The organism is Vibrio kyushuensis (assembly GCF_050337325.1).
Taxonomy (GTDB): Bacteria; Pseudomonadota; Gammaproteobacteria; order Enterobacterales; family Vibrionaceae; genus Vibrio; species Vibrio kyushuensis.
Map to the genome: position 1 here is coordinate 237,833 of NZ_JAKJSV010000004.1, position 22,871 is coordinate 260,703.

Here is a 22,871-nt window from a genome sequence, read left to right on the forward strand (position 1 = left end):
TTAAAGGCTACTTCCTTTTTTTTTAAGTAACTGGTACTAATATTGTGTGTGTATATTAAATGCACAACTACAATAATAACCAAACACAACACTCACTACTAAGTTGCTTAAATCAAGGAGTTAAGATGAAGGCACATAAAATTCTAGCCACAGCTATCATTGCCGGCGCAGCATTACTCTCATCGACCAGTCTTATGGCTAAAACAGCCAAGGTCGCAGTATCACAGATTGTTGAACACCCTGCTTTGGATGCGACTCGACAAGGATTACTTGATGGCCTTAAAGCACAAGGTTATGAAGAAGGACAAAATTTAGAGTTTGACTATAAGACCGCTCAGGGAAACCCCGCTATTGCCGTTCAAATAGCCCGTCAATTTATCGGTGAAAATCCGGATGTATTAGTTGGCATTGCAACACCTACGGCTCAAGCATTGGTTGCCGCTACTCGTAAGATTCCGGTTGTATTCACCGCGGTCACAGACCCTGTTGGCGCAAAATTAGTTAAGCAGCTTGAACAGCCAGGAAAGAACGTCACTGGGCTTTCTGATTTATCACCGGTTAGCCAACATGTTGAGCTAATCAAAGAGCTATTACCTGATGCTAAATCGATTGGTGTTGTTTATAACCCAGGCGAAGCCAATGCAGTAACACTAGTTGAGCTATTAAAAGAAAGCGCCAAAGCTCAAGGCTTTAAAGTCATTGAGGCGACGGCATTAAAAAGTGCTGATGTTATGTCAGCGACTCAAGCCATCGCAGCTAAGTCTGATGTTATCTATGCCCCGACAGATAATACCGTTGCAAGTGCAATTGAAGGTATGATTACCGCGGCGAACCAAGCGAATACACCAGTATTAGGCGGAGCTACTTCTTATGTAGATAAGGGTGCTATCGCGAGTCTTGGTTTTGATTACTATCAAGTTGGATATCAAACAGCCGATTATGTTGTTGCTATTTTGGAAGGGAAAAAACCTGGCGATTTAGATGTGAAAGTCGCTAAAGGTTCAGATTTGGTTGTGAACTCTGGTGCAGCGAAAAAGCTTGGCGTTACGATACCTCAGGCCATTCTTGACCGCGCAACAAGCGTAAAATAAGTCAGTATTGAGCCAGTAATTGGATTACTGGCTTTCTAGCAGAAAGGGAGTTGTTATGTCTGCTTTTGCGTTTTTTGGTGCTCTAGAAATAGGGCTCTTATATGGTCTTGTGGCTTTAGGGGTATACCTTACCTTTAGAGTACTAGACTTCCCCGATCTTAGTGTTGATGGCAGTTTCCCTATGGGGGCAGCCGTCGCCGCGACAGCAATAGTCGCAGGCGTTAATCCTTGGCTTGCAACTGGAATGGCAATTTTAGCTGGTGCAACAACAGGGTGGGTCACTGCTTTTCTTGCTGTACGCTGCGGTATCCTTCATTTACTAGCATCAATTCTTACCATGATCGCGGCGTTTTCTATCAATATTCGCATTATGGGTCGCCCAAATATGTCACTACTTGGTGAAGATACAATTCTTACACCATTTGAATCCTTGGGTGATGCAATGTACATCCGACCAATTGCAGTAGGGGTCTTAGTCCTTATCTCAGCATGGGGTGTGGTTCGGTTACTCAATAGTGACTTTGGATTAGGCTTACGAGCGACAGGTGTTAACTCTCGAATGGTATCAGCACAAGGTGGTAGCACATCGTTCTATACCTATTTTGGCTTGGCACTATCAAACGGATTCGTAGGGTTTGCAGGGGCGTTATTTGCACAAACGAATAGTTTTGCAGATGTTACCTCGGGTGTCGGTACTATTGTCGTTGGTTTAGCCGCTGTCATATTGGGACAAACTCTTATTCCTGGGCGTAAAATTTGGGTAGCAGTTACCGCCGTTATTGTTGGCTCTGTATTGTATCGTTTAGCGGTCGCATTCGCGTTAAGTAGTGGTATGTTCGGGCTACAAGCATCAGATTTGAATTTAGTCACAGCTGTTCTCGTCGCTGTTGCGCTTATTGCGCCCAAAATAAAAGGGAACATGAAGGCAAAAAAGTCCGTTAGACCTGCTAAGAGCCTTGTGATTGAGCAAGGTATTTCAAAGCAGGTAAAAGAATCAGGAGACGCGGTATGATTCGCTTAGAAGATATTGAAGTAACATTTAACCCTGGAACAATATTAGAAAACCAAGCATTAAGAAGCGTGTGCTTAGAAGTTCCAGAGCACCAATTCTTAACGGTGATTGGTTCTAACGGAGCTGGGAAGTCAACGTTACTTGGTGCTGTTACAGGTGAAACCCCTATGATCGGCGGAAGCGTTATCATCGATGATCTCGATGTTACACGACTCACGGTTGATCAAAGAGCGGAGCAATGTGCTCGCGTATTCCAAGATCCTCTTGCGGGAACATGTGCAGATCTGACGATCGAAGAGAACATGGCGTTAGCTTACATGCGCGGTAAAAGACGAGGTTGGAGTTTATCCCTCTCTTCAAAAAGACGTCAGCTGTTTCAAGAGCGAATTAGTATTCTTGGTCTTGGGTTAGAGGATCGCTTAAGTGATAATATTGGATTATTATCTGGCGGTCAGAGACAAGCTGTGAGTCTTGTGATGGCGACGCTATCAGATAGTAAGCTCCTTTTATTAGATGAGCATACTGCTGCGCTTGACCCGAGGATGGCCGCATTTGTCATTGATTTAACCAAAACTATTGTACATGAGTTTAATCTAACGGTGATGATGGTCACTCACTCAATGAAGGACGCTCTCGCTTGCGGTGATAGAACCGTAATGTTGCATCAAGGCGAAATTGTATTAGATGTCTCTGGTGAGCAGCGTGCTAATATGAAAGTACCAGACTTACTTGAGATGTTCTCTAAAGTACGTGGTGAAGAGCTCGCTGATGATAGCTTGCTATTAAACTAGTTAGTCTTTGAATTGAGTTGTTATCGATATTTAATGACTTGTTCTTTGGCGCTTTGCACCGTAATAGATACCCACCCATAAGTCATGCATGAGGTGGGTTTATTTTTTGAATGCAGTTATTAGGTAGTTGTTATTAATGAAGTTACAACGGCGATTTAGCCTCCGATTTGTCTTTCTTATACCACTATTAGTGTCAGTGGTACTGAGTAGTGTGGTGGTGAAAAGTCATTATGATCTCGTTAACCGTAGTATTTTGTTAGAATATGAGCGATTAAAAGAGTCCTTTTGGCGTTCGTCAAAAATTATTGCAGCACTTGATTACAGTTTTACCAACTATTATCGACATGGCGGTAAGCTATTTGTTGAACATAGCACCTTACTTGAAGATGGATTATGTAAAATTTGGCCTATCGAATCTGCATTAAGAACTAAAGGTAAATCAATCAGTATCTCAGCTGTCGATATTGACTATATGCTTGTTGGTAGCGAAGATCTTTGTGACTCCACTAGTGACGTTTACCAAAGAGCCTCTAGCCAAGTCTCCTTGGCGCCTATTCTCTCGTTTATGCATGATCTAGATAGTTATCTGATTGGTATCCATTACTCTGATAAAGAGGGATATATTGTCTCTTCGCCAGATACCATGGCGCAAGATGTAACGACAGAGTTTTTAGATACGATGAAGGTTAGACCCTACTGGAGAGAAACAGCGCAAAATCGAGGTGAAATAACAATTTCTGGTCCTATAAACTCAATCATACTTGGTAAAGAGGTGATGAGTATGACGGTTCCTGTCCATAGTGGTGATGAGTATGAAGGGCTGATTTCACTCGATATCGATATAGATTTTTTATTAAACAGTAGGGGAGAGTTAAGTAGCCCAATTCGTATTATCAACAGAGATCGAGATAGTGTATCTGACTCTGCTTATTGGGTTAGAGAGTTAGTCTTTGAAGGGGTTGTTTTTAACCACTTAATTTTTTATGACTTTGACTTAAATGAAGAGATCAAACGGTTCTTTAGTCAAGAGAAGTACAGTCTACTTATTATTCTACTGGTCTATATATTTTCGGTCTTAGTTCTTTTTTACGTCAATACGAACGCTGAGAGAAGTCATTTCAGAGACTTGGCAGCTAGAGACCCTATGACGGGGCTATTAAATCGACGAGGCTTTGAGGCTTTTCTAGCTCGCACATCGCACCAGCATACATTTGCCTTAGCGGTGTTTGATATCGATAATTTCAAATCAATAAACGATACCTATGGCCATGATGTAGGGGATGATGTTATCTGTCATATCTCTGAACAGCTTGAAAAAAATATTAGAAGTGATGATGCGGTTGCACGCTTTGGTGGTGAAGAGTTCGTGGTTTACTTGAAAGGCTACGATGAAAAGCAGTTAGTTCAAATATTAGAGCGAGTTAGAGTGGCGATCAGTGAAAAATCGACGGAAGTTATAGAGCAAGGCTTTACCGTTTCAGGTGGCGCAGAGATCATGATCCCGACGTTCAATCTTGATTTCAATCAGTTGTTTAAATTGGCTGATGAAAAACTCTATCAAGCAAAAACGTCAGGTAAAAATAAGCTTATCTATTAAACTAAGAGATTGATTCTAAACACTTGGCTTGGTACAGCTTAATATGCTCAACAATCGGCTCTGCTGTCTTGAAGGTTCGAATTTCACGGAATAAATCGTTGGCTTGAGGATATTGCTGTTTTAGGTAGGCAAACCACTGCTTGACTCGATTCGGGTAGTACATTCCCTTATCGCCTTCCATTTCATATCGTGAATAAGCCAGTAGAAGATCAACCACCTCAGCCCAAGGAAGTGGTTTATGGTTATGTTTGACTACATTACCGAGATTTGGCACGTTAAAAGCCCCGCGACAAACCATTAAAGAATCAATGCCTGTTGTTTCAATGCATTTTTGCCCATCTTCGTGATTCCAAATCTCACCGTTTGCTATCAAAGGGATAGAAGAACTCTTACGAATCTGATTAATGTAGTCCCATTTAATCTCACTCGCTTTATAGCCACCTGATTTCGTTCTAGCATGGACCGTTAATTCATCAGCTCCTGCTTTTTCAATCGCTTCTACAATACTGAAACAATCGTCTGGGTTCTCCCAACCTAAGCGGATTTTGGCTGATACGGGGATATCACTTGGTACAGCTTCACGGCATGCTTGGACTACATCATGTATTAGTTCAGGGTGCTGCAATAAAGCTGCGCCACCTCGGCTTTTATTTACTAAGCGAGCAGGGCATCCAAAGTTCAGGTCAATGCCTTTGGCACCAAGTTTTGCAGCTTGAATAGCATTTTTTGCCATCCATTTAGGGTGTTGACCAAGCAACTGGATATGAACTGGAACACCCGACTTAGTCTGTGATCCTGTTTTTAGCTCAGGGCAAAGCTTGTGAAAGACATGTTCAGGGAGCTCTTGTTCACTGACTCGCACAAATTCTGTGACACAAAGATCGTAATCATTGATATCAGTCAGAATTTCTCGCATTAAGTGGTCTAGAACGCCCTCCATAGGGCCAAGAATAACTCGCATAAAAAACGCCTCACATTTAGGAGGCGAAATTGTAGGGTTTTCGTTAGATATTGTCACTAACCATTATGACTTGTTTGACGCTTATGGTGTCGTGCTCGGGTTCTCTTCGGTGGTACGCATCTCTCCGGTTATCGGTTCATAGTAAAGGATGGGTAATTGCTCCGTTGAAGAGTAACTTGTAGTGTAATAGTAGTAGCACTCATTGCTGCCTGTATACCAACTGACTATATCGGTATGAGAAGGTAGAACATATCCCGTGCTCATTTGAGATCGAATGGTAAGGTCTGTATCGATCAACGCATCCCAAAGAGCAACACAATCGCTACCTCGTATACCCGTTGCATCTTCATAAGGAGGTTGATCCACAGAGATAGGGTAACCAACCAGTGAAGGGTAGATATCACCTTGACCATAATCGACAGTTTCTGTCGGAGCTGGTTCGCCCTCGACTAGCCATTTCGAATGATAAAAATGTGCAGCCGCTTGAAAGTCTGCGAAAGCGGTGTCCGCTCGTGCAATATGTGCATCTCGCTGATAGGACAAAAACCTAGGGGCAGCAGTGACAGCAAGAATACCTAGGATAACGATGACGACAACTAACTCGATGAGTGTAAATGCTTTGAGTTTTTTCACTATAAATGTCAGCCTAATTAGTCAAATCTGTATGTAACGAAATGTTTCTATGGAATGATGCGCCAAATTTGTTATTTTTAAAAGTTAAATAAGTTGCTGTGCGGTTTAAAGGTAGAGTTGGGAGCTCTCCGATAGAGAAGTGTGTTGGTAAGGTTTCAAGGAAAGTGAATATTAGACCTGTTTAGGGTTATAATACGTTCCTAAATTGATAAATCTGAATCGTGCAATGACATACCAACTAGTAACACTTAATGACATCGCTTGTAGTGAATCTACATTGTTTATTGAAGGCGCAATTTTAGCGTCTAACTTTGCTACAAAACCGTTGCAGCCTGAATCTTGGCTTTTTGAGGCACTAGGTGAACAAGCTAATGATTTACAACCTATTATCGTTGAACAAATTCATAAGCAATATAATCGTCTAAAGCGAAGTGAATACCAACTCAGTGAGTTGCTAGCACAGGATGATTGGCAGGATAATTTGGCCGACGTTGCGGAAGGGTTTATGAGAGTATGGCCTACGATTGAAGAGCAATGGCAGCAAGCCCAAGTTGGTGAAGGTTCTTTACGCATGCTTCAAGCTCTGCTCACCACCTTTATGTTAGCTATAGATGAAAATCAGACCCAAGAGCAGATGAAAGAAGCTGGCATTGAAACGCCGCCAAGCTTAGCTGATTTGATCGAACAACTTGATGTCATGGTCACTGAAGTTGCTCTAGCAGCAGATGAAGTGATGAATGGTGCACAGAGTCAAAGTGTAAATCCTTTTAAAGAAATTGGTCGCAATGATCTATGTCCTTGTGAAAGTGGACAAAAATTCAAGCAGTGCTGCGGAAAATAATTTGAATTTTTTGTCCCCCTCAGCGTCCTACTTTTGACGCGTTATGGTCAATACCATTAATATTTTGTGTTAATGGTAGATAAGCGGTGGAGTTTTCCCTTTTTACCGCCATATTTTACTTATCTATCTACAGATACCTATATTTCTAATGACTCTAGGTGTCTACTGGAGCTTTATCGATGAAAAAAATACTTATCTTATTGTTTATGAGTTTTTCTGTTCTTGCCTCACCTAAAGAAGAACTGAGTGCCCGTTTAGCTTTGAACGATGGATTTAGCGCAGACTTTAGTCAACAAATTGTTAGCCCTGACGGCGACATTGTTATGGAAGGTCAAGGTAGAGTTGAGATAGCGAGGCCAAGCAAATTCCGTTGGGAGACAACATACCCTGACGAAAATTCGTTAATCTCTGACGGTGAGACGCTTTGGTATTACAGCCCTTTTATCGAACAAGTGAGCTTATATTGGCAAGAGCAGGCTGTTGAGCAAACGCCTTTTGTACTGCTCACTCGAAATGTTGAAAGTGATTGGAACAACTACAGTGTTTCTCAGCAAGATGATCGCTTTACCCTAACACCGACAGCGGTTGATTCAACCCAAGGTCAATTTCAAATCGATATCAACACGAAAGGCATTGTGAAGGGCTTTAACGTCATTGAGCAAGATGGACAGAGAGGCTTATTTAGCTTTAGCAATGTGAAATTAGATCTTCCTGCTACAGAACGATTTACGTTTGTTGTTCCAGAAGGTGTAGAGGTTGATGATCAAAGGAACTAGCCATGAGTAACTTGAGCCTAGATTTTTCTGGTGATGAGGATTTTCGCCCGTTAGCTGCTCGTATGAGACCTGAAACCATTGAACAGTATATTGGGCAGCAGCACATCCTTGGCCCTGGAAAACCGCTTCGTCGCGCTCTCGAGGCAGGGCATATACACTCGATGATTCTCTGGGGGCCTCCTGGTACAGGAAAAACGACGTTAGCTGAAGTAGCCGCAAATTACGCGGATGCAGAAGTTGAACGTATTTCAGCGGTAACGTCCGGTATTAAAGATATCCGAGCTGCAGTTGAAAAGGCGAGAGAAAATCAGCAAGTCGGTAAAAGAACCATCTTATTTGTCGATGAGGTTCACCGCTTTAATAAATCTCAGCAAGATGCATTTTTGCCGCATATTGAAGATGGAACGGTAACGTTTATCGGTGCAACGACAGAGAACCCGTCGTTTGAACTGAACAATGCACTGTTGTCACGTGCGCGCGTATATAAGCTTACTTCGCTATCCAATAATGAGATTTTACAAGCGGTTCAACAAGCATTAGATGATAGCCCTAGAGGGCTTGGTGAGATCAAAGCGCAGTTCCACGACAATGTGTTAGACCGACTGGCAGAGCTGGTTAATGGTGACGCTCGAATGTCGCTAAACTATCTTGAACTGTTGTTCGATATGGCAGAAGAAGAGAAGGGTATTAAACAAGTTACCTTGCCGTTGCTGGCGGAAGTAGCTGGCGAAAAAGTCTCTCGCTTTGATAACAAAGGTGACATTTGGTACGACCTTATTTCCGCAGTTCATAAATCTATTCGCGGGTCTAACCCTGACGGTGCACTATATTGGTCTGCTCGGATGATTTCAGCTGGGTGTGACCCTCTGTATATCGCCAGACGTTTACTTGCAATCGCTTCTGAAGATATTGGTAATGCAGACCCTAGAGCAATGCAAATAGCGATTGCTGCATGGGATTGTTTTACTCGTGTTGGTCCAGCCGAAGGTGAAAGGGCGTTAGCCCAAGCGATTGTCTATCTAGCGTGTGCACCAAAGAGTAATGCTGTTTATACGGCGTGGAAGAAAGCACTGTCTGATGCTCAAGAGTATCCGGAATATGAAGTGCCACATCATTTGCGAAATGCGCCTACAAGCTTAATGAAAGATATGGGGTACGGAGCTGAGTATCGTTACGCTCATGATGAGCAAGGTGCTTATGCTGCCGGTGAGGTGTATCTACCTCCGGAAATGAGTCATATACGTTACTACCAACCGAAAAATCGTGGCTTGGAGACAAAAATTGGCGAAAAGTTAGATTACTTGGCTAATTTAGACGCAAATAGCCCACAAAAGCGCTATGAAAAGTGACCATTTTTGGATACATTTGTTCGATTAAAATTTCTTTACGTATCACTCTTTTAATAAGAGCCATTTTGATGCGTTTTTCACAACTATAAGGCATAGGATTAGCAATGCTGGATTCTAAATTACTTCGCACTGAGCTGGATGAAACAGCTGCAAAATTAGCACGTCGCGGTTTTAAACTTGACGTAGAAACAATCGGTCAACTTGAAGAGCAACGTAAATCCATTCAAGTAGAAGTTGAAAATTTACAATCCACGCGTAATTCCATCTCCAAACAAATCGGCCAAAAAATGGCGAGCGGAGATAAAGAAGGCGCTGAAGAGATCAAAAAACAGATTGGTTCTTTAGGCAGCGATCTTGAAGCTAAAAAAGCAGAGCTGGTTGTTGTTCAAAATCAACTTGAAGAGATTACATTGTCGGTTCCTAACCTTCCTGATGATGAAGTTCCAAATGGTAAAGATGAGAGCGAAAACGTTGAAATTTCACGTTGGGGCGAACCAAAATCTTACGATTTTGAAGTCAAAGATCATGTGGACCTTGGTGAGCTAAGTGGTGGGCTAGATTTCGCTAGTGCGACTAAGATTACCGGTGCTCGTTTTATCGTAATGAAAGGAAAATTTGCTCGCCTACACCGCGCAATCGCTCAGTTCATGCTTGATCTACACACTGACGATCATGATTACACTGAGATGTACGTACCGTACCTTGTTAACGCAGATAGTTTATTTGGTACAGGTCAGCTACCTAAATTTGGTAAAGATCTTTTCCATACAGAACCATTAGTAGAGAAAGTGAGTGATGAAGAGCCGCGTAAGCTTTCGTTAATTCCAACAGCAGAAGTACCAGTAACAAATATGGTTCGTGACACTATCACTGATGAAGCTGATCTTCCTCTTAAGATGACAGCTCATACACCATGTTTCCGTTCTGAAGCGGGTTCATACGGTCGTGATACTCGTGGTCTTATTCGTATGCACCAATTTGACAAAGTTGAACTTGTGCAAATTACTAAACCTGAAGATTCAATGAATGCGCTTGAAGAGTTAACGGGTCACGCTGAGAAAGTGCTTCAATTACTAGAGCTTCCTTACCGTAAAGTGATTCTTTGTACTGGCGACATGGGCTTTGGCTCTAGCAAAACTTATGACTTAGAAGTTTGGGTCCCAGCACAAAAGACTTATCGTGAAATCTCTTCTTGTTCGAACATGGGTGATTTCCAAGCTCGTCGTATGCAAGCCCGTTTCCGTCGTAAAGGTGAGAAGAAGCCTGAGCTTGTTCATACATTGAATGGCTCTGGTTTGGCTGTAGGTCGTACTATGGTTGCGATTCTTGAAAATAAACAAGAAGCAGACGGCCGTATCGCAATCCCGACAGTGCTACAGAAATACATGGGTGGCGTAACTCACATCGGTTAAGACTGATGTGTAGTAATACGACATTTGGTAATAGATAGTAAAAAGCCGACCACTACTCATAGTGATCGGCTTTTTTAGTTCAAATGATCGAGTTTATTGAGGTCGATTAGCTACAGCATTTTTTAAACTTCTTTCCGCTTCCACATGGGCAAGGGTCGTTTCGTCCGATTTTTGCAGTTGAGAGTACTTCTTCTTGCTCTACCATGACCCCATCGATGTAGTACCAAAGGTCGTCATGTTTGAGAAAACGGGATTTTTCTTGCATGCAGTACTGTTGACCTTCGTCGTTGAAGTAGGCCTTAAATGAAACAAACCCTTCATTTTCATCCTTACCGTCTTGTGTGTTAATCACCTCGAGCTTGCACCAGTCAGAGTGTATCGACTCTGTAATCGCTGCTCTAGACTCTTCAGCGAGGCAACTAGAGTGATAAGTTGCGATAACAAAATCTACCAGTTTTAGAACGTGTGCACTATAACGGGCACGCATTAGCTGTTCGGGACGTTTCGCTAGCGAATGATTTTGATGGATGGGTTTACAACATGTTTGATAACTCAACGAGCTATCACAAGGGCAAACAGACATATTAGATTCCAGAAGGCGTAATGAGCCGCTATTTTAGAGGTGACAGAAAGTGAAGTAAATCACTACAGCGAACTCGCTTTAGATGAGTACTTTTACATTTAAAAAATAGTGAACAATGTCAGCTTGCAGAGAGAAGATCAGCGGTCCATTTTACGGATTCATCATAGCTTTTTGTGATGGCATCGTTAGTCAGGTTTAATTGACCAGATAGAACAGTAACATTGTCCCAATCTGCTTTTTCGTATGCTTTCACTAGAGCTAATGTCTGCCCTAGTACACCGGACTCATGACTTAAGGCTTCCTTCACTTCTTCTTCGATTGGCATTTCACTGACAAGGTCTTCAAGGGGTTGATCGAGTAGACTGTCAAGAAGTGAAAACATCCCAGTAAGGAAAGCGTTCCCTTCACTAATATTAGTTTGATGTTGAGTATAAATAAGCTCACAAAAACGGGCTCTTTGAACCGACAGTCCGTAAAGATAATCAGGCTTGGACTCTTGTGTTGAGGCGATTGCAACTAACGAGATAAACTTCCTTAACTTTTCCGCTCCTAGGTAAACAAGCGCTTGCTTAAAGGATCCAATCTTAGTGCTGACCGTCGATGAAGAATTTACAAATGTCAGAAGCTTATAGGAGAGAGTGAGATCAGTGCTCACTAACTCTTCTATCGATTTGTAATCAATATCCTCTTTTGCCACTTCCTTACAGAGCTGAATCAGGGTCATGAAAGAGGGCTCAAGCGCCTTTCTTTGGATTATCTCAGGCTTACTAAAGAAATACCCTTGGAAATAATCAAATCCTGCGTCTTTTGCTTCCTGAAATTCTTTGTGTGTTTCTACTTTTTCAGCTAGGAATTCAATTTTTCCTTTTGGGATTTTTTGAATAAATTGTTTTGATTTCTCAATAGAGATAACTCGAATATCAAACTTGATGATGGAAACATAAGGAAGAAACTGCTTCCACTCTTTGCTGGGAACAAAATCATCGAGTGCGATTTTGTAGCCTTGTTTGGCCATCTCTTTAACCGCTTCTAACAGTTCAGAACTTGGTTGGCAGTCCTCCAGTATCTCCACAACGAGATTGTCTGCAGGAAACAATGAAGGAACTCGATTGATGAGACTCTGATACGGGAAGTTAACAAATCCTAGATTATCTCCCAGCGTCGAATAATGCGTAGATAAGAAATGATCCGACAATAAGCGGCTAGTGGCTAGGTCGGGATCAATTTCTGGAAAGCTATTATTAAGCCCATCTCTAAACAGTAATTCATAACCAATGGTCTTTTTCTCACGATCCAAGATTGGTTGACGAGCGATATAGGAATATTTCAAATTATTCTCTTGATTTGCATGTTTTTACAAAAATAGCAAATGAAACATATATATAGCACACGCTTCATTCATCTCAGCTGATTTGGCTATTGAAACGATTTTGTTTTTAAATCAAACCCATTTTCATCATAGACCAAAATTGAACCTTGGGTATACCAGTCACCCAATACAATACGAATGCCTTCACCGGATGACACGTTCAGCCTATGAATATTTGGTCTGTGCGTGTGGCCGTGGATCATGAGGTCGACACTGTACTTATCCATAACAGAAATCACTTCGTCTGGAGTGACATCCATTATATCTAGAGACTTAGTCTGCTTCTCTTCTTTTATGTCAGATTGAACCTTAGAAACAATTTTTCTTTTTAAGAAAAATGGAATACGGTTGAATACCCATTGAAGCCAAGGCTGATGGACTTTTTTACGGTATTCTAGGTATTTTACATCCAAGGTGCATAGAGTATCACCATGTAAAATAACTGCTTTACGTCCATACAGGTCGATTACGGTTTCATCGTCAAGAAGAGTCATTCCCGTTTGTTTAGCAAATCGCTTCCCAATCAGAAAATCACGATTACCTTGCGTGAAATAGCACTCGATACCTAAATCTGTTAGTCGTTTGAACTCTTGCTGAACCTGAATGGAAAAGTCAGAGTTATCATTGTCGCCAATCCAAAACTCAAACAAATCACCTAATACATAAAGAGTTTTTGCATGAATGGCTTCATTTCTCATGAAGTCGAGGAAGCATTGAGTAATGTCGGGACGAGAAGGGGATAAGTGTAGGTCTGAAATAAATAATGTAGTCATAATAAAAAAGGAGAGTACGAACCGTACCCTCCTAACTCTGTTACTCTTCGATTGTAGTACCAGTAATCAGTACTTCTTCTAGAGGTACGTCTTGGTGCATACCCATAGTGCCAGTGCTAACTTCTTTGATCTTGTTAACAACGTCCATACCTTCAACAACTTCTGCAAATACACAGTAACCCCAACCGTCCATGCTTTCAGAGCGGTGGTCTAGGAAGTTGTTGTTGTTTACGTTGATGAAAAACTGAGAGCTTGCTGAATGTGGTTCCATCGTACGAGCCATTGCCAATGTACCTACTTTGTTGCTTAGGCCATTGTTTGCTTCGTTTTTGATCGTTGCACGAGAAGGCTTTTCACGTAAGCCAGACTCCATGCCACCACCTTGAACCATGAAACCATCGATTACACGGTGGAATAGTGTGTTGTCGTAGAAACCATCACGACAGTACTGTAAAAAGTTTGCACACGTTTCTGGTGCTTTTTCTTCATTTAGTTGGACTTTAACGTCGCCGAAATTAGTATGAAGAGTGATCATGATTATACCTTTGCTCATGTTTTTTGACATTAGGTCGAGATTCTATATCAAGTCCGATCATTTTAATACGCGGATTATCATAGAAACGGCTAATGAATTCACGTTTATCATGAGATTTTGGTCGTCGTGGGATTACCTAAAAAGCTATGACTTGATATACTGAGTCACTATTTTATTTCACCTAATATTAGATAGAGATCATGTTAAAGATATATAACACACTCACGAGACAGAAAGAGGAATTCAAACCAATCAATGCCGGAAAGATAGGCATGTATGTCTGTGGGGTAACCATATACGATCTCTGTCATATTGGTCATGGTCGTACTTTTGTCTCTTTCGATGTGGTTTCACGTTACTTACGTTACTTAGGCTTTGATCTTAACTTCGTTCGTAACATTACCGACATCGACGATAAGATCATTAAGCGAGCAGCAGAAAACGGCGAGTCATGTGATTCTTTGACTGAGCGTTTAATCGCTGAAATGCACGAAGATTTTGATGCATTGAATATGAAGCGTCCAGATGTTGAACCACGTGCGACAGAGTACATCCAAGAGATTATTGAATTAGTTGAAAAGCTGATTGAACGTGGCTTTGCTTATGTTGCTAGTAATGGCGATGTGATGTTTGAAGTTAAAAAGTATGACGAATACGGCCGCCTTTCTGGTCAAGATCTTGAACAGTTACAAGCGGGCTCTCGCGTGACTATTGAAGAAGCCAGTGTAAAACGTAGCAGTATGGACTTTGTACTTTGGAAAATGTCGAAGCCGGGTGAACCAACATGGGAATCACCTTGGGGTCCTGGCCGTCCTGGTTGGCACATTGAATGTTCCGCGATGAACTCTTCTATTCTTGGTAACCACTTTGATATTCATGGTGGTGGTTCAGATTTACAATTCCCACACCATGAAAATGAAATTGCACAATCTTGCTGCGCACATGGCACTCAGTATGTGAATACTTGGATGCACAGCGGCATGGTGATGGTTGATAGAGAAAAGATGTCAAAGTCACTGGGTAACTTCTTTACTATTCGTGATGTGCTGACTCACTACGACGCAGAGACAGTTCGCTACTTCTTGATGTCAGGCCACTATCGCAGTCAGCTTAACTATAGCGAAGAGAACTTAAACCAAGCTCGCGCTTCATTAGAGCGACTATATACCTCTCTTAGAGGCCTAGACTTATCTGTTCCTGCTGCTGGTGGCGAACAGTACATTTCTCGATTCTCTGAAGCGATGAATGATGATTTCAATACGCCTGAAGCTTATTCAGTCCTGTTTGAAATGGCGCGTGATATTAACCGTATCAAAGCGGACAACATTCAAAAAGCGAGCGAGCTTGGCAGCCTAATGCGTGAACTTGCCGATGTTATCGGTATTTTGCATCAAGAGCCGGAAGCTTTTCTAAAGGGTGATTCAGCCGATAACGATGAAGTGGCTGAGATTGAAGCAATGATAAAGCTGCGTAATGACTCTAGAGCTTCAAAAGACTGGGCTAACGCAGACGTTGCAAGAGACAGGCTCAATGAAATGGGCATCGTTCTTGAAGACGGTGCAGATGGCACTACTTGGCGTCGTAAGTAATTGAAGAAAGGGCTAATTTATTAGTCCTTTCTTATTTGAATCTCTTTTTATATTTTCGATTTACACATTAGCACTGTAGGTACTTTCTGTGGCACAAATGTACTTCTATTACTCAGCAATGAATGCGGGTAAATCAACAACACTTTTACAATCATCGTTTAACTATCAAGAGCGTGGAATGACACCGGTTATTTTTACCGCTGCTCTAGATGACCGTTATGGTATTGGTAAGGTGAGTTCACGTATCGGTCTTCAATCGGAAGCTCAGCTTTTTAGACGTGAAACAAATCTTTATGAAGAAATCTCACACCTTAACGAGATTGAAAAGCGTCACTGCATTTTAGTCGATGAATGCCAGTTCTTATCAAAGGAACAAGTGTATCAACTCACTGAAGTTGTCGATAAATTGAATATACCGGTGCTTTGCTACGGTTTAAGAACCGACTTTCTAGGTGAGTTGTTTGAAGGTAGTCAATATCTTCTATCTTGGGCTGACAAGCTTGTAGAGCTTAAAACGATTTGTCACTGTGGCCGTAAAGCGAACATGGTGATCAGAACCGATGAAGCAGGTAACGCGATAGCCGAGGGTGATCAGGTCGCGATTGGTGGCAATGATCGCTACGTTTCAGCTTGCCGTCGTCACTACAAAGAAGCACTAGGCAAGTAATAAACAGCAGACAACAAAAAGCGGAGCATAGTGCTCCGCTTTTTGTTGTATTCGATTAATTCAGATTGCGCTAGGCAGTCAGAGATTAACGAGCACGGAAGACGATACGGCCTTTAGATAGGTCGTATGGAGTCATCTCTACAGTTACTTTGTCACCAGTAAGAATACGAATGTAGTTCTTACGCATTTTACCAGAGATGTGAGCTGTAACTACGTGACCGTTTTCTAGCTCAACACGGAACATTGTGTTTGGAAGAGTATCAAGGACAGTGCCTTGCATCTCAATTACGTCTTCTTTAGCCATTTAATCCTCTTTAGAAATTTGGCAATCTTAACGGGTCATACTCGCCGCTAAAATGGGAATTATGTAAAGTTGGAGCGTATTCTACCCTTGCCAACGTTGATTTACTAGCCTTTGATGACGATGAAACCGGACTTTATAGTTCATTGCTGCACATTCATCTATCTGGTAACCCAAGTAGAGCCACTGTTTGCCTTGTTCAAGGCAGTATTCTAGCTGACAGAGAACACCGAGCGTTCCTAGTGAAATAGTTACATCAGGGTCAAAAAACGTATAAAAAGCACTCGCACTATTGCTCATAACATCAGTAACGGCGATGGCAACCAGTTTATCTTCCAGATAGATATGTAAGAACTTGGTGTTTAACCATGCGCAATTTGAGAATTTTGCAAACTCCTCACACTTAGGTGGAAACATACTGCCTTTCTGATGACGAGTGTTTATGTAGTGGGAGTAAAGCTCAAACCAACTTTGATCCATCTCTTCTTTTAATTCCCAACGATAATTGTTCGCCTTATTTTTAAGGCGTCGTTGGCTCTTAGAAAGAACAAACTCTGGAACAGATACACGTAATGCATTACAAGATTGGCAGCTATCACAGTGCGGTTTATAGATGGTGTCACCACTACGGCGAAACCCATTCGCTAGTAATACCTCATAACTTGAAGGTGAGTGCATTTGTGTATCAAGCGCCACTGCCACTCGTTCGTCTCTATCTTCAAGATAACTACAGGGGTGGCTATCGGTTAAGCCGATTCTGATCTGTTGAATATCAGAGCTCATTTATGTTCCTCTAACGGAGATGCTAACCATTGGGCACTAAAGCAATTCATATTGACTTGTTGGTGTTTTAATAATAGCAATGATTCTAAAAATTCGTCACGTGGTAGTTCGCTCGCACCTAATGAGGCTAGGTGAGCATTCATCACTTGGCAGTCTATCAATTGACCACCATGCTTTTGAAAATGATGACAAAAATACCAAAGCGCAATTTTTGACGCATTATCTTTTAGGCTAAACATCGACTCACCACAAAATAATGTGCCGACCTGTATTCCATAGAGACCACCAACAAGGTGCTCTTCTTGCCAAACCTCCACAGAGTGGCAGTGACCTTGTTTTGCTAACTCAATATAAGCATTTTGCATCTCGTCATTGAGCCATGTCTCCTCAGCAGGGCGAACTTGACCACACAACCGTATAACCTGTTCAGTAGCGCGATTGATACTGACGCGATACTGCTGTTTTTTTTGAAACTTTTTGAGACTCTTTGATGGCGCGTAGGTCAACGGTTCAAATACTGCTCTTGGTGCAGGGCTCCACCATAGAATAGGTTCTCCCGGACCATACCAAGGGAAAATACCGTGCTGGTAGGCTGAATAAATTCGCTCCGCCGAGAGATCACCACCAAAAGCGAGTAATCCATTAGGCTCTGGCATCGCTTCATAAGGTGAGGGGAAATCGAATTTAGTTAGGGATAACTCGGTTAAATAGATAGCCATAAAGAGTGTTGAATATTGAAAGCAAGAGTGTTTATTAATGGTATTCACTTTTCCACCATTTGTCAGTATATGTTGGAACTTAAGCGGTATTTTCAATGTCAATAGGTTGACGAACAAAAGGTAAATTCAGAGCGTAAAATTTTTCTAACGATTCATGGATTAGCTCTGGAGTTCACTCAATATTTTAGTTAGTCTGCAAGTACGAAAAATTTTCATCACTGCTTAGCTCAAGGAAGTACCGCGGTGATACCGAGGATATGAAATTTTAATGGAAAGCCTTACGTTACAACCCATAGAAAAAGTAAATGGCGTCGTGAACTTGCCTGGTTCAAAAAGCGTCTCTAATCGTGCGTTACTACTAGCGGCTCTTGCTAAAGGTACGACACGTTTAACCAACTTGCTTGATAGTGATGATATTCGTCACATGCTAAATGCCCTGACTCAACTGGGTGTGAATTATAAATTGTCGCAAGATAAGACAGTATGTGAAGTGGTTGGTCTTGGTGAAGCGTTTAACGTAGAGCAGGCACAAGAGCTCTTCTTAGGCAATGCAGGAACGGCAATGCGTCCACTAGCGGCTGCTTTGTGTCTAGGTTCGGGTGAATTCGTATTGACGGGTGAGCCTCGTATGAAAGAGCGTCCAATTGGACATCTGGTTAACGCATTGCGCGAAGCAGGTGCGAAGATTGAATATCTTGAGAATGAAGATTACCCACCTCTGAAAATTACCGCTACAGGTCTTGAGTCGGGCACCGTTTCTATTGATGGGTCGATCTCTAGCCAGTTCCTAACGGCATTTTTAATGTCGGCGCCGTTAGCAAAAGGTGATATCACCATCAACATTGAAGGTGAGTTAGTCTCCAAACCTTACATTGATATCACACTTCATATCATGAAACAGTTTGGTGTCGACGTTGTAAACAATGACTATCAATCGTTTGTTGTTAAAACTGGTCAATCATATGTTGCACCTGGAGATTTTCTTGTTGAAGGTGATGCATCTTCTGCCTCATACTTCCTTGCCGCTGCTGCCATTAAAGGTGGTGAAATCAAAGTGACAGGAATAGGGAAAAATAGTATCCAAGGTGATGTTCAGTTTGCTGATGCACTTGAAAAAATGGGTGCAGAAATCGAATGGGGAGATGATTACGTTATCTCACGTTGCGGCGAACTGAATGCCATTGATATGGATTACAACCACATTCCTGATGCGGCGATGACCATTGCTACAACGGCGTTATTTGCTAAAGGTACAACGGCAATTCGAAACGTATACAATTGGCGCGTAAAAGAGACGGATCGTCTAGCGGCGATGGCGACCGAATTGCGTAAAGTGGGTGCTGAAGTTGAAGAAGGTGAGGATTACATTATCATCAAGCCAGCAGCAGAGCTAAAACATGCTGCAATTGATACCTACGACGATCACCGTATGGCGATGTGTTTTTCTCTAGTCGCATTGAGTGATACTGCGGTAACAATCAATGACCCTAAATGTACGTCAAAAACATTCCCTGGTTATTTCGAAAAACTGTCTGAATTGAGCGTTTAGACCAAACACCTATCGTACTGTGACGAAGAAAAGCTTGCCATATGGCAAGCTTTTTTAATCTTCAATCGTAAACTCTTTCGATAGTTGGTGAGCCAAATATTTGAACATATTAAATACGGCGGTCGTATTTTGGGTTGGCAATCCATTGGCATCCAGAAAGTAATCACCTTTGAATATTAAGACTTCGTCTTTTTCTTCTACAGATGTCGCTCTCATTCCTTCAATGTAGTCTTCATGCTCTTGAATGATTTGATTAGCAATTAGTAAAAGGTCGAACTTGGCGATAGGTTTTTTTTCACTCATAGAAAATCTTCATTTTTCACTAAATCGAAATTTTGCCTTAGTTTATGTCAGAAAAATGGAAATACAATCAGAAATGTGAAATCAGATTTTGTGATTTACGACTAAGTTTTATGTGAAGTACTAGAAACACAACGACTTGGACGTTTAGTATGTGCCAACTTATTGAGGCGTGATTCATTTCTTTCTTCGACACTTTATCGGTGAATTTGCTGAATTGTCGACCAATTGAATTTATTTTTTTAAAAAAGATATTGATCTTCTTGTAATCTCGCTCAATAGTAAAAAAAGAACAAGCATTTAAGTATGTCATGCGATAAATTTTCGCGCAGCGATTAAGGACATTTGAGTCAATATGGGTAAATCACTCGTTATAGTGGAATCACCAGCCAAGGCAAAAACTATTAATAAGTACCTTGGTAAAGATTTCATCGTTAAATCTAGCGTCGGTCATGTCCGTGATCTTCCGACTGCTGGTCAAAGCACCGGCAAAAAAGCTGCAGCTATTTCTACTAAAGGGATGAGTGTTGAAGAGAAAGCACGCATCAAGAAAGAGAAAGACCGCAAAGCTCTCATTAAAAAAATGGGCATCAACCCGTTTAAAGATTGGGAAGCAAACTACCAAGTCCTTCCCGGTAAAGAGAAGGTTGTAGCTGAACTACAAAAACTGGCTAAAGACGCAGATTATGTCTATCTCGCAACCGATTTGGATCGCGAGGGAGAAGCTATCGCATGGCACCTTCGTGAGATCATCGGTGGCGATGAAGAGCGATATAAGCGAGTTGTATTTAACGAAATCACTAAAAATGCAATCCAACAGGCATTTGAAACACCTGGTGAGTTGAATATGGATGGTGTCAATGCTCAACAAGCACGTCGTTTTATGGATCGCGTTGTTGGGTTTATGGTGTCACCACTACTTTGGAAAAAAGTAGCACGTGGTTTGTCGGCTGGCCGTGTACAGTCAGTAGCTGTGAAATTACTTGTTGAGCGTGAGCGTGAAATTAAAGCGTTTATTCCAGAAGAGTTCTGGGATATCCATGCTGATACGCTGACCAGTACAGAAACAAATTTCCGTTTACAAGTAGCTCAAAAAAATGGCGTGGCGTTTAAGCCGACCAATGAGCAAGAAACTCAAGCTGCGGTTAGCGTATTAGAAAACGCCGCTTACGAAGTATGTAAACGTGAAGATAGACCAACATCAAGCAAACCTTCAGCGCCATATATCACGTCGACACTGCAGCAAGCTGCGAGTACACGCCTAGGTTATGGTGTGAAAAAGACCATGATGCTCGCTCAAAGGCTCTATGAGGGTGGTTACATCACTTATATGCGTACTGACTCAACTAACTTGAGTTCAGAGGCTGTAGAGACGGTTAGAGAGTTTATCAACAGCGAATATGGTGAGAGCTACCTTCCTGCGAAACCGTTAGTGTACGGAAGCAAAGAAGGGGCTCAAGAGGCTCACGAAGCGATTCGTCCGTCTAGCGTTGAAGTGAAAACAGAAGATTTGCAAGGAATGGAGCCAGACGCTCAGAAAGTTTACACTCTGATCTGGAATCAATTTGTTGCGTGTCAAATGACCAAAGCCAAATACGATTCAACCACAGTAAGTGTTAAAGCTGATGAGTATACGCTGAAAGCGAAGGGCCGAATTCTAAAGTTTGACGGTTGGACACGCGTTCAGCGTCCCCTTGGTAAAAATGAAGATCAAATTCTACCTGCTGTTCAGGTAGGCGATACACTGAAGCTTGAAACTCTAGACCCTAAGCAGCACTTTACCAAGCCGCCAGCACGATTTACGGAAGCTGCATTGGTTAAAGAGCTTGAGAAGCGTGGTATTGGTCGTCCTTCAACGTATGCGTCTATTATTTCAACGATTCAAGATCGTGGTTATGTGAAAGTAGATCAGCGCCGTTTTTATGCTGAGAAAATGGGTGAAATCGTTACCGATCGTCTAGACAACAGTTTTGATGATTTAATGAACTTCGACTTCACAGCAAGAATGGAAGCTAAGCTTGACCAAGTAGCAGAAGGTCATACTGATTGGAAAGGCGTATTAGATAACTTCTTTACTGACTTTACCGGTGATCTAGAGAAAGCCGACCTTGATGAGTTAGAAGGCGGAATGAAGCCAAACAATATCGTTGAAACTGATATTGAATGTCCGACTTGTTCACGCACTATGGGTATCCGTACCGCTTCAACAGGCGTATTCTTAGGCTGTTCTGGTTACGCGTTATCCCCTAAAGAGCGTTGCAAAACAACAATCAACTTAGGTGATGAAGATGGCGTCATCAATGTTTTAGAAGAAGACGTTGAGACTGAAGCGCTTCGTGCTAAAAAACGTTGCCCTATCTGCGAAACCGCGATGGATGCGTATCTTATCGATGAAAAGCGTAAGATGCATGTGTGTGGTAACAACCCTAACTGTGATGGCTATGTTGTCGAGTTTGGTGAGTTTAAAGTCAAAGGCTATGACGGCCCGCTGGTAGAGTGTGATAAATGTTCTGCAGATATGGTGCTTAAAAACGGTCGCTTTGGCAAATACATGGACTGCACAAGCGAGACATGTAAGAACACGCGTAAGATCTTACGAAATGGCGAAGTTGCACCGCCGAAGGAAGACCCGGTTCATTTACCTGAATTACCCTGTGAAAACTCAGACGCGTACTTCGTGTTACGAGACGGTGCTTCTGGTCTGTTTATGGCCGCGAGTAACTTTCCTAAATCTCGTGAAACAAGAGCGCCATTAGTGTCTGAATTGGCTCGATTCAAAGAGAGACTGTCGCCGAAGTTCACTTATTTAGCCGACGCTCCAACGGAAGATCCGGATGGTAGGCCAACGGTTGTTCGCTTTAGCCGTAAGTCGAAAGAGAACTATGTTCGCTCTGAAATAGACGGCAAACCGTCAGGTTGGACCGGTCTTTATATTGATGGCAAATGGGAAATTACCGATAAGCGGAAAAAGCCCAAGAAAACTGAAACGAAGAAATAAAGGAAAAGCAGCTCATTGAGCTGCTTTTTTTGTTCCAGAATAGAGACAAAGGACGAGAGCTTTGCGCTATTTAATGATATTCCGCAAGATGGTTGTAACATAATGTGTCTACGATTGTTGAGTGACAATTTTACTACAGTCTAGCTATCCAAGTTTTAGTTCTGGTTTCTAAGTGAAGCCAGTGCCGAAACGAAGTAGTTACACATATTCATTATCAGCTAATTATTATTCACGAAAATTAA

22 protein-coding genes are annotated in these 22,871 nt (G+C 42.0%); 12 read left to right on the forward strand and 10 right to left on the reverse strand.

What is annotated here, in order from left to right; genetic code table 11:
• Positions 1–125: 125 nt before the first annotated feature.
• The 4 genes from L4D20_RS10230 to L4D20_RS10245 all read left to right on the forward strand — a co-directional run bounded on the left by L4D20_RS10230 (position 126) and on the right by L4D20_RS10245 (position 4,491).
• Positions 126–1,091: an ABC transporter substrate-binding protein gene (locus L4D20_RS10230; protein ID WP_428801471.1), complete on the forward strand. Its 966-nt coding sequence runs from the start codon at positions 126–128 to the stop codon at positions 1,089–1,091.
• 55 nt (positions 1,092–1,146) lie between these two features.
• Positions 1,147–2,103, forward strand: a complete 957-nt coding sequence (locus L4D20_RS10235) for an ABC transporter permease (protein WP_428801472.1) — start codon at positions 1,147–1,149, stop codon at positions 2,101–2,103.
• Positions 2,100–2,894: an ABC transporter ATP-binding protein gene (locus tag L4D20_RS10240; RefSeq protein ID WP_428801473.1), complete on the forward strand. Its 795-nt coding sequence runs from the start codon at positions 2,100–2,102 to the stop codon at positions 2,892–2,894. The genes L4D20_RS10235 and L4D20_RS10240 overlap by 4 nt, the downstream gene beginning before the upstream one ends.
• A 136-nt stretch (positions 2,895–3,030) precedes the next feature.
• The gene (locus L4D20_RS10245) at positions 3,031–4,491 is read left to right on the forward strand and encodes a sensor domain-containing diguanylate cyclase (protein WP_428801474.1); all 1,461 of its coding nucleotides are present in this window, start codon (positions 3,031–3,033) and stop codon (positions 4,489–4,491) included.
• A gap of 1 nt (position 4,492) precedes the next feature.
• On the opposite strand, the gene dusC is transcribed toward L4D20_RS10245, so the two are convergent.
• Both dusC and L4D20_RS10255 read right to left on the reverse strand, forming a co-directional pair.
• A complete protein-coding gene (gene dusC / locus L4D20_RS10250; RefSeq protein ID WP_428801475.1) occupies positions 4,493–5,452 on the reverse strand; it encodes a tRNA dihydrouridine(16) synthase DusC in 960 nt (319 codons plus the stop codon).
• A gap of 81 nt (positions 5,453–5,533) precedes the next feature.
• Positions 5,534–6,088, reverse strand: a complete 555-nt coding sequence (locus tag L4D20_RS10255) for a prepilin-type N-terminal cleavage/methylation domain-containing protein (RefSeq protein ID WP_428801736.1) — start codon at positions 6,086–6,088, stop codon at positions 5,534–5,536.
• A 223-nt stretch (positions 6,089–6,311) separates the two neighbouring features.
• On the opposite strand from L4D20_RS10255, the gene L4D20_RS10260 reads away from it, so the two are divergent.
• The 4 genes from L4D20_RS10260 (at position 6,312) to serS (ending at position 10,463) form a co-directional block, all read left to right on the forward strand.
• Positions 6,312–6,926: an SEC-C metal-binding domain-containing protein gene (locus L4D20_RS10260; protein ID WP_428801476.1), complete on the forward strand. Its 615-nt coding sequence runs from the start codon at positions 6,312–6,314 to the stop codon at positions 6,924–6,926.
• 179 nt (positions 6,927–7,105) lie between these two features.
• Positions 7,106–7,702: an outer membrane lipoprotein periplasmic chaperone LolA gene (gene lolA, locus L4D20_RS10265; RefSeq protein WP_428801477.1), complete on the forward strand. Its 597-nt coding sequence runs from the start codon at positions 7,106–7,108 to the stop codon at positions 7,700–7,702.
• Between the two features lie 2 nt (positions 7,703–7,704).
• The gene (locus L4D20_RS10270) at positions 7,705–9,051 is read left to right on the forward strand and encodes a replication-associated recombination protein A (protein WP_428801478.1); all 1,347 of its coding nucleotides are present in this window, start codon (positions 7,705–7,707) and stop codon (positions 9,049–9,051) included.
• Positions 9,052–9,155: 104 nt separating this feature from the next.
• Positions 9,156–10,463, forward strand: a complete 1,308-nt coding sequence (gene serS / locus L4D20_RS10275) for a serine--tRNA ligase (protein WP_428801479.1) — start codon at positions 9,156–9,158, stop codon at positions 10,461–10,463.
• Between the two features lie 106 nt (positions 10,464–10,569).
• Here the strand turns inward: serS and L4D20_RS10280 are convergent, their stop codons facing one another.
• From L4D20_RS10280 to L4D20_RS10295, 4 genes are all read right to left on the reverse strand, one after another.
• A complete protein-coding gene (locus tag L4D20_RS10280) occupies positions 10,570–11,046 on the reverse strand; it encodes a YchJ family metal-binding protein (protein WP_428801480.1) in 477 nt (158 codons plus the stop codon).
• A gap of 118 nt (positions 11,047–11,164) precedes the next feature.
• The gene (locus L4D20_RS10285) at positions 11,165–12,376 is read right to left on the reverse strand and encodes an EAL and HDOD domain-containing protein (protein ID WP_428801481.1); all 1,212 of its coding nucleotides are present in this window, start codon (positions 12,374–12,376) and stop codon (positions 11,165–11,167) included.
• 86 nt (positions 12,377–12,462) lie between these two features.
• Positions 12,463–13,188, reverse strand: coding sequence for a UDP-2,3-diacylglucosamine diphosphatase (gene lpxH / locus L4D20_RS10290; protein WP_428801482.1), 726 nt, complete (start codon positions 13,186–13,188; stop codon positions 12,463–12,465).
• Between the two features lie 40 nt (positions 13,189–13,228).
• Positions 13,229–13,723, reverse strand: coding sequence for a peptidylprolyl isomerase (locus tag L4D20_RS10295; protein ID WP_428801483.1), 495 nt, complete (start codon positions 13,721–13,723; stop codon positions 13,229–13,231).
• 200 nt (positions 13,724–13,923) lie between these two features.
• On the opposite strand from L4D20_RS10295, the gene cysS reads away from it, so the two are divergent.
• Both cysS and L4D20_RS10305 read left to right on the forward strand, forming a co-directional pair.
• The gene (cysS, locus tag L4D20_RS10300; RefSeq protein WP_428801484.1) at positions 13,924–15,312 is read left to right on the forward strand and encodes a cysteine--tRNA ligase; all 1,389 of its coding nucleotides are present in this window, start codon (positions 13,924–13,926) and stop codon (positions 15,310–15,312) included.
• Between the two features lie 88 nt (positions 15,313–15,400).
• Positions 15,401–15,979: a thymidine kinase gene (locus L4D20_RS10305; protein WP_428801485.1), complete on the forward strand. Its 579-nt coding sequence runs from the start codon at positions 15,401–15,403 to the stop codon at positions 15,977–15,979.
• An 85-nt stretch (positions 15,980–16,064) separates the two neighbouring features.
• Here the strand turns inward: L4D20_RS10305 and infA are convergent, their stop codons facing one another.
• The 3 genes from infA to aat all read right to left on the reverse strand — a co-directional run bounded on the left by infA (position 16,065) and on the right by aat (position 17,782).
• The gene (gene infA / locus L4D20_RS10310; RefSeq protein WP_001040192.1) at positions 16,065–16,283 is read right to left on the reverse strand and encodes a translation initiation factor IF-1; all 219 of its coding nucleotides are present in this window, start codon (positions 16,281–16,283) and stop codon (positions 16,065–16,067) included.
• Positions 16,284–16,364: 81 nt separating this feature from the next.
• Positions 16,365–17,063 carry an arginyltransferase gene (locus tag L4D20_RS10315; protein WP_428801486.1) on the reverse strand — a complete coding sequence of 233 codons (699 nt, stop codon included), beginning with the start codon at positions 17,061–17,063 and terminating at the stop codon, positions 16,365–16,367.
• Positions 17,060–17,782, reverse strand: a complete 723-nt coding sequence (gene aat, locus L4D20_RS10320; RefSeq protein ID WP_428801737.1) for a leucyl/phenylalanyl-tRNA--protein transferase — start codon at positions 17,780–17,782, stop codon at positions 17,060–17,062. The genes L4D20_RS10315 and aat overlap by 4 nt, the downstream gene beginning before the upstream one ends.
• Positions 17,783–18,050: 268 nt before the next feature.
• On the opposite strand from aat, the gene aroA reads away from it, so the two are divergent.
• Positions 18,051–19,331, forward strand: coding sequence for a 3-phosphoshikimate 1-carboxyvinyltransferase (gene aroA / locus L4D20_RS10325; protein ID WP_428801487.1), 1,281 nt, complete (start codon positions 18,051–18,053; stop codon positions 19,329–19,331).
• A 54-nt stretch (positions 19,332–19,385) separates the two neighbouring features.
• On the opposite strand, the gene L4D20_RS10330 is transcribed toward aroA, so the two are convergent.
• The gene (locus L4D20_RS10330; RefSeq protein WP_428801488.1) at positions 19,386–19,634 is read right to left on the reverse strand and encodes a YciN family protein; all 249 of its coding nucleotides are present in this window, start codon (positions 19,632–19,634) and stop codon (positions 19,386–19,388) included.
• 352 nt (positions 19,635–19,986) lie between these two features.
• Here L4D20_RS10330 and topA point away from each other — a divergent pair, with 352 nt between their 5' ends.
• Positions 19,987–22,629 (forward strand): type I DNA topoisomerase, encoded by a 2,643-nt coding sequence (gene topA, locus L4D20_RS10335; RefSeq protein ID WP_428801489.1) that lies wholly within the window; start codon positions 19,987–19,989, stop codon positions 22,627–22,629.
• Positions 22,630–22,871: the final 242 nt, after the last annotated feature.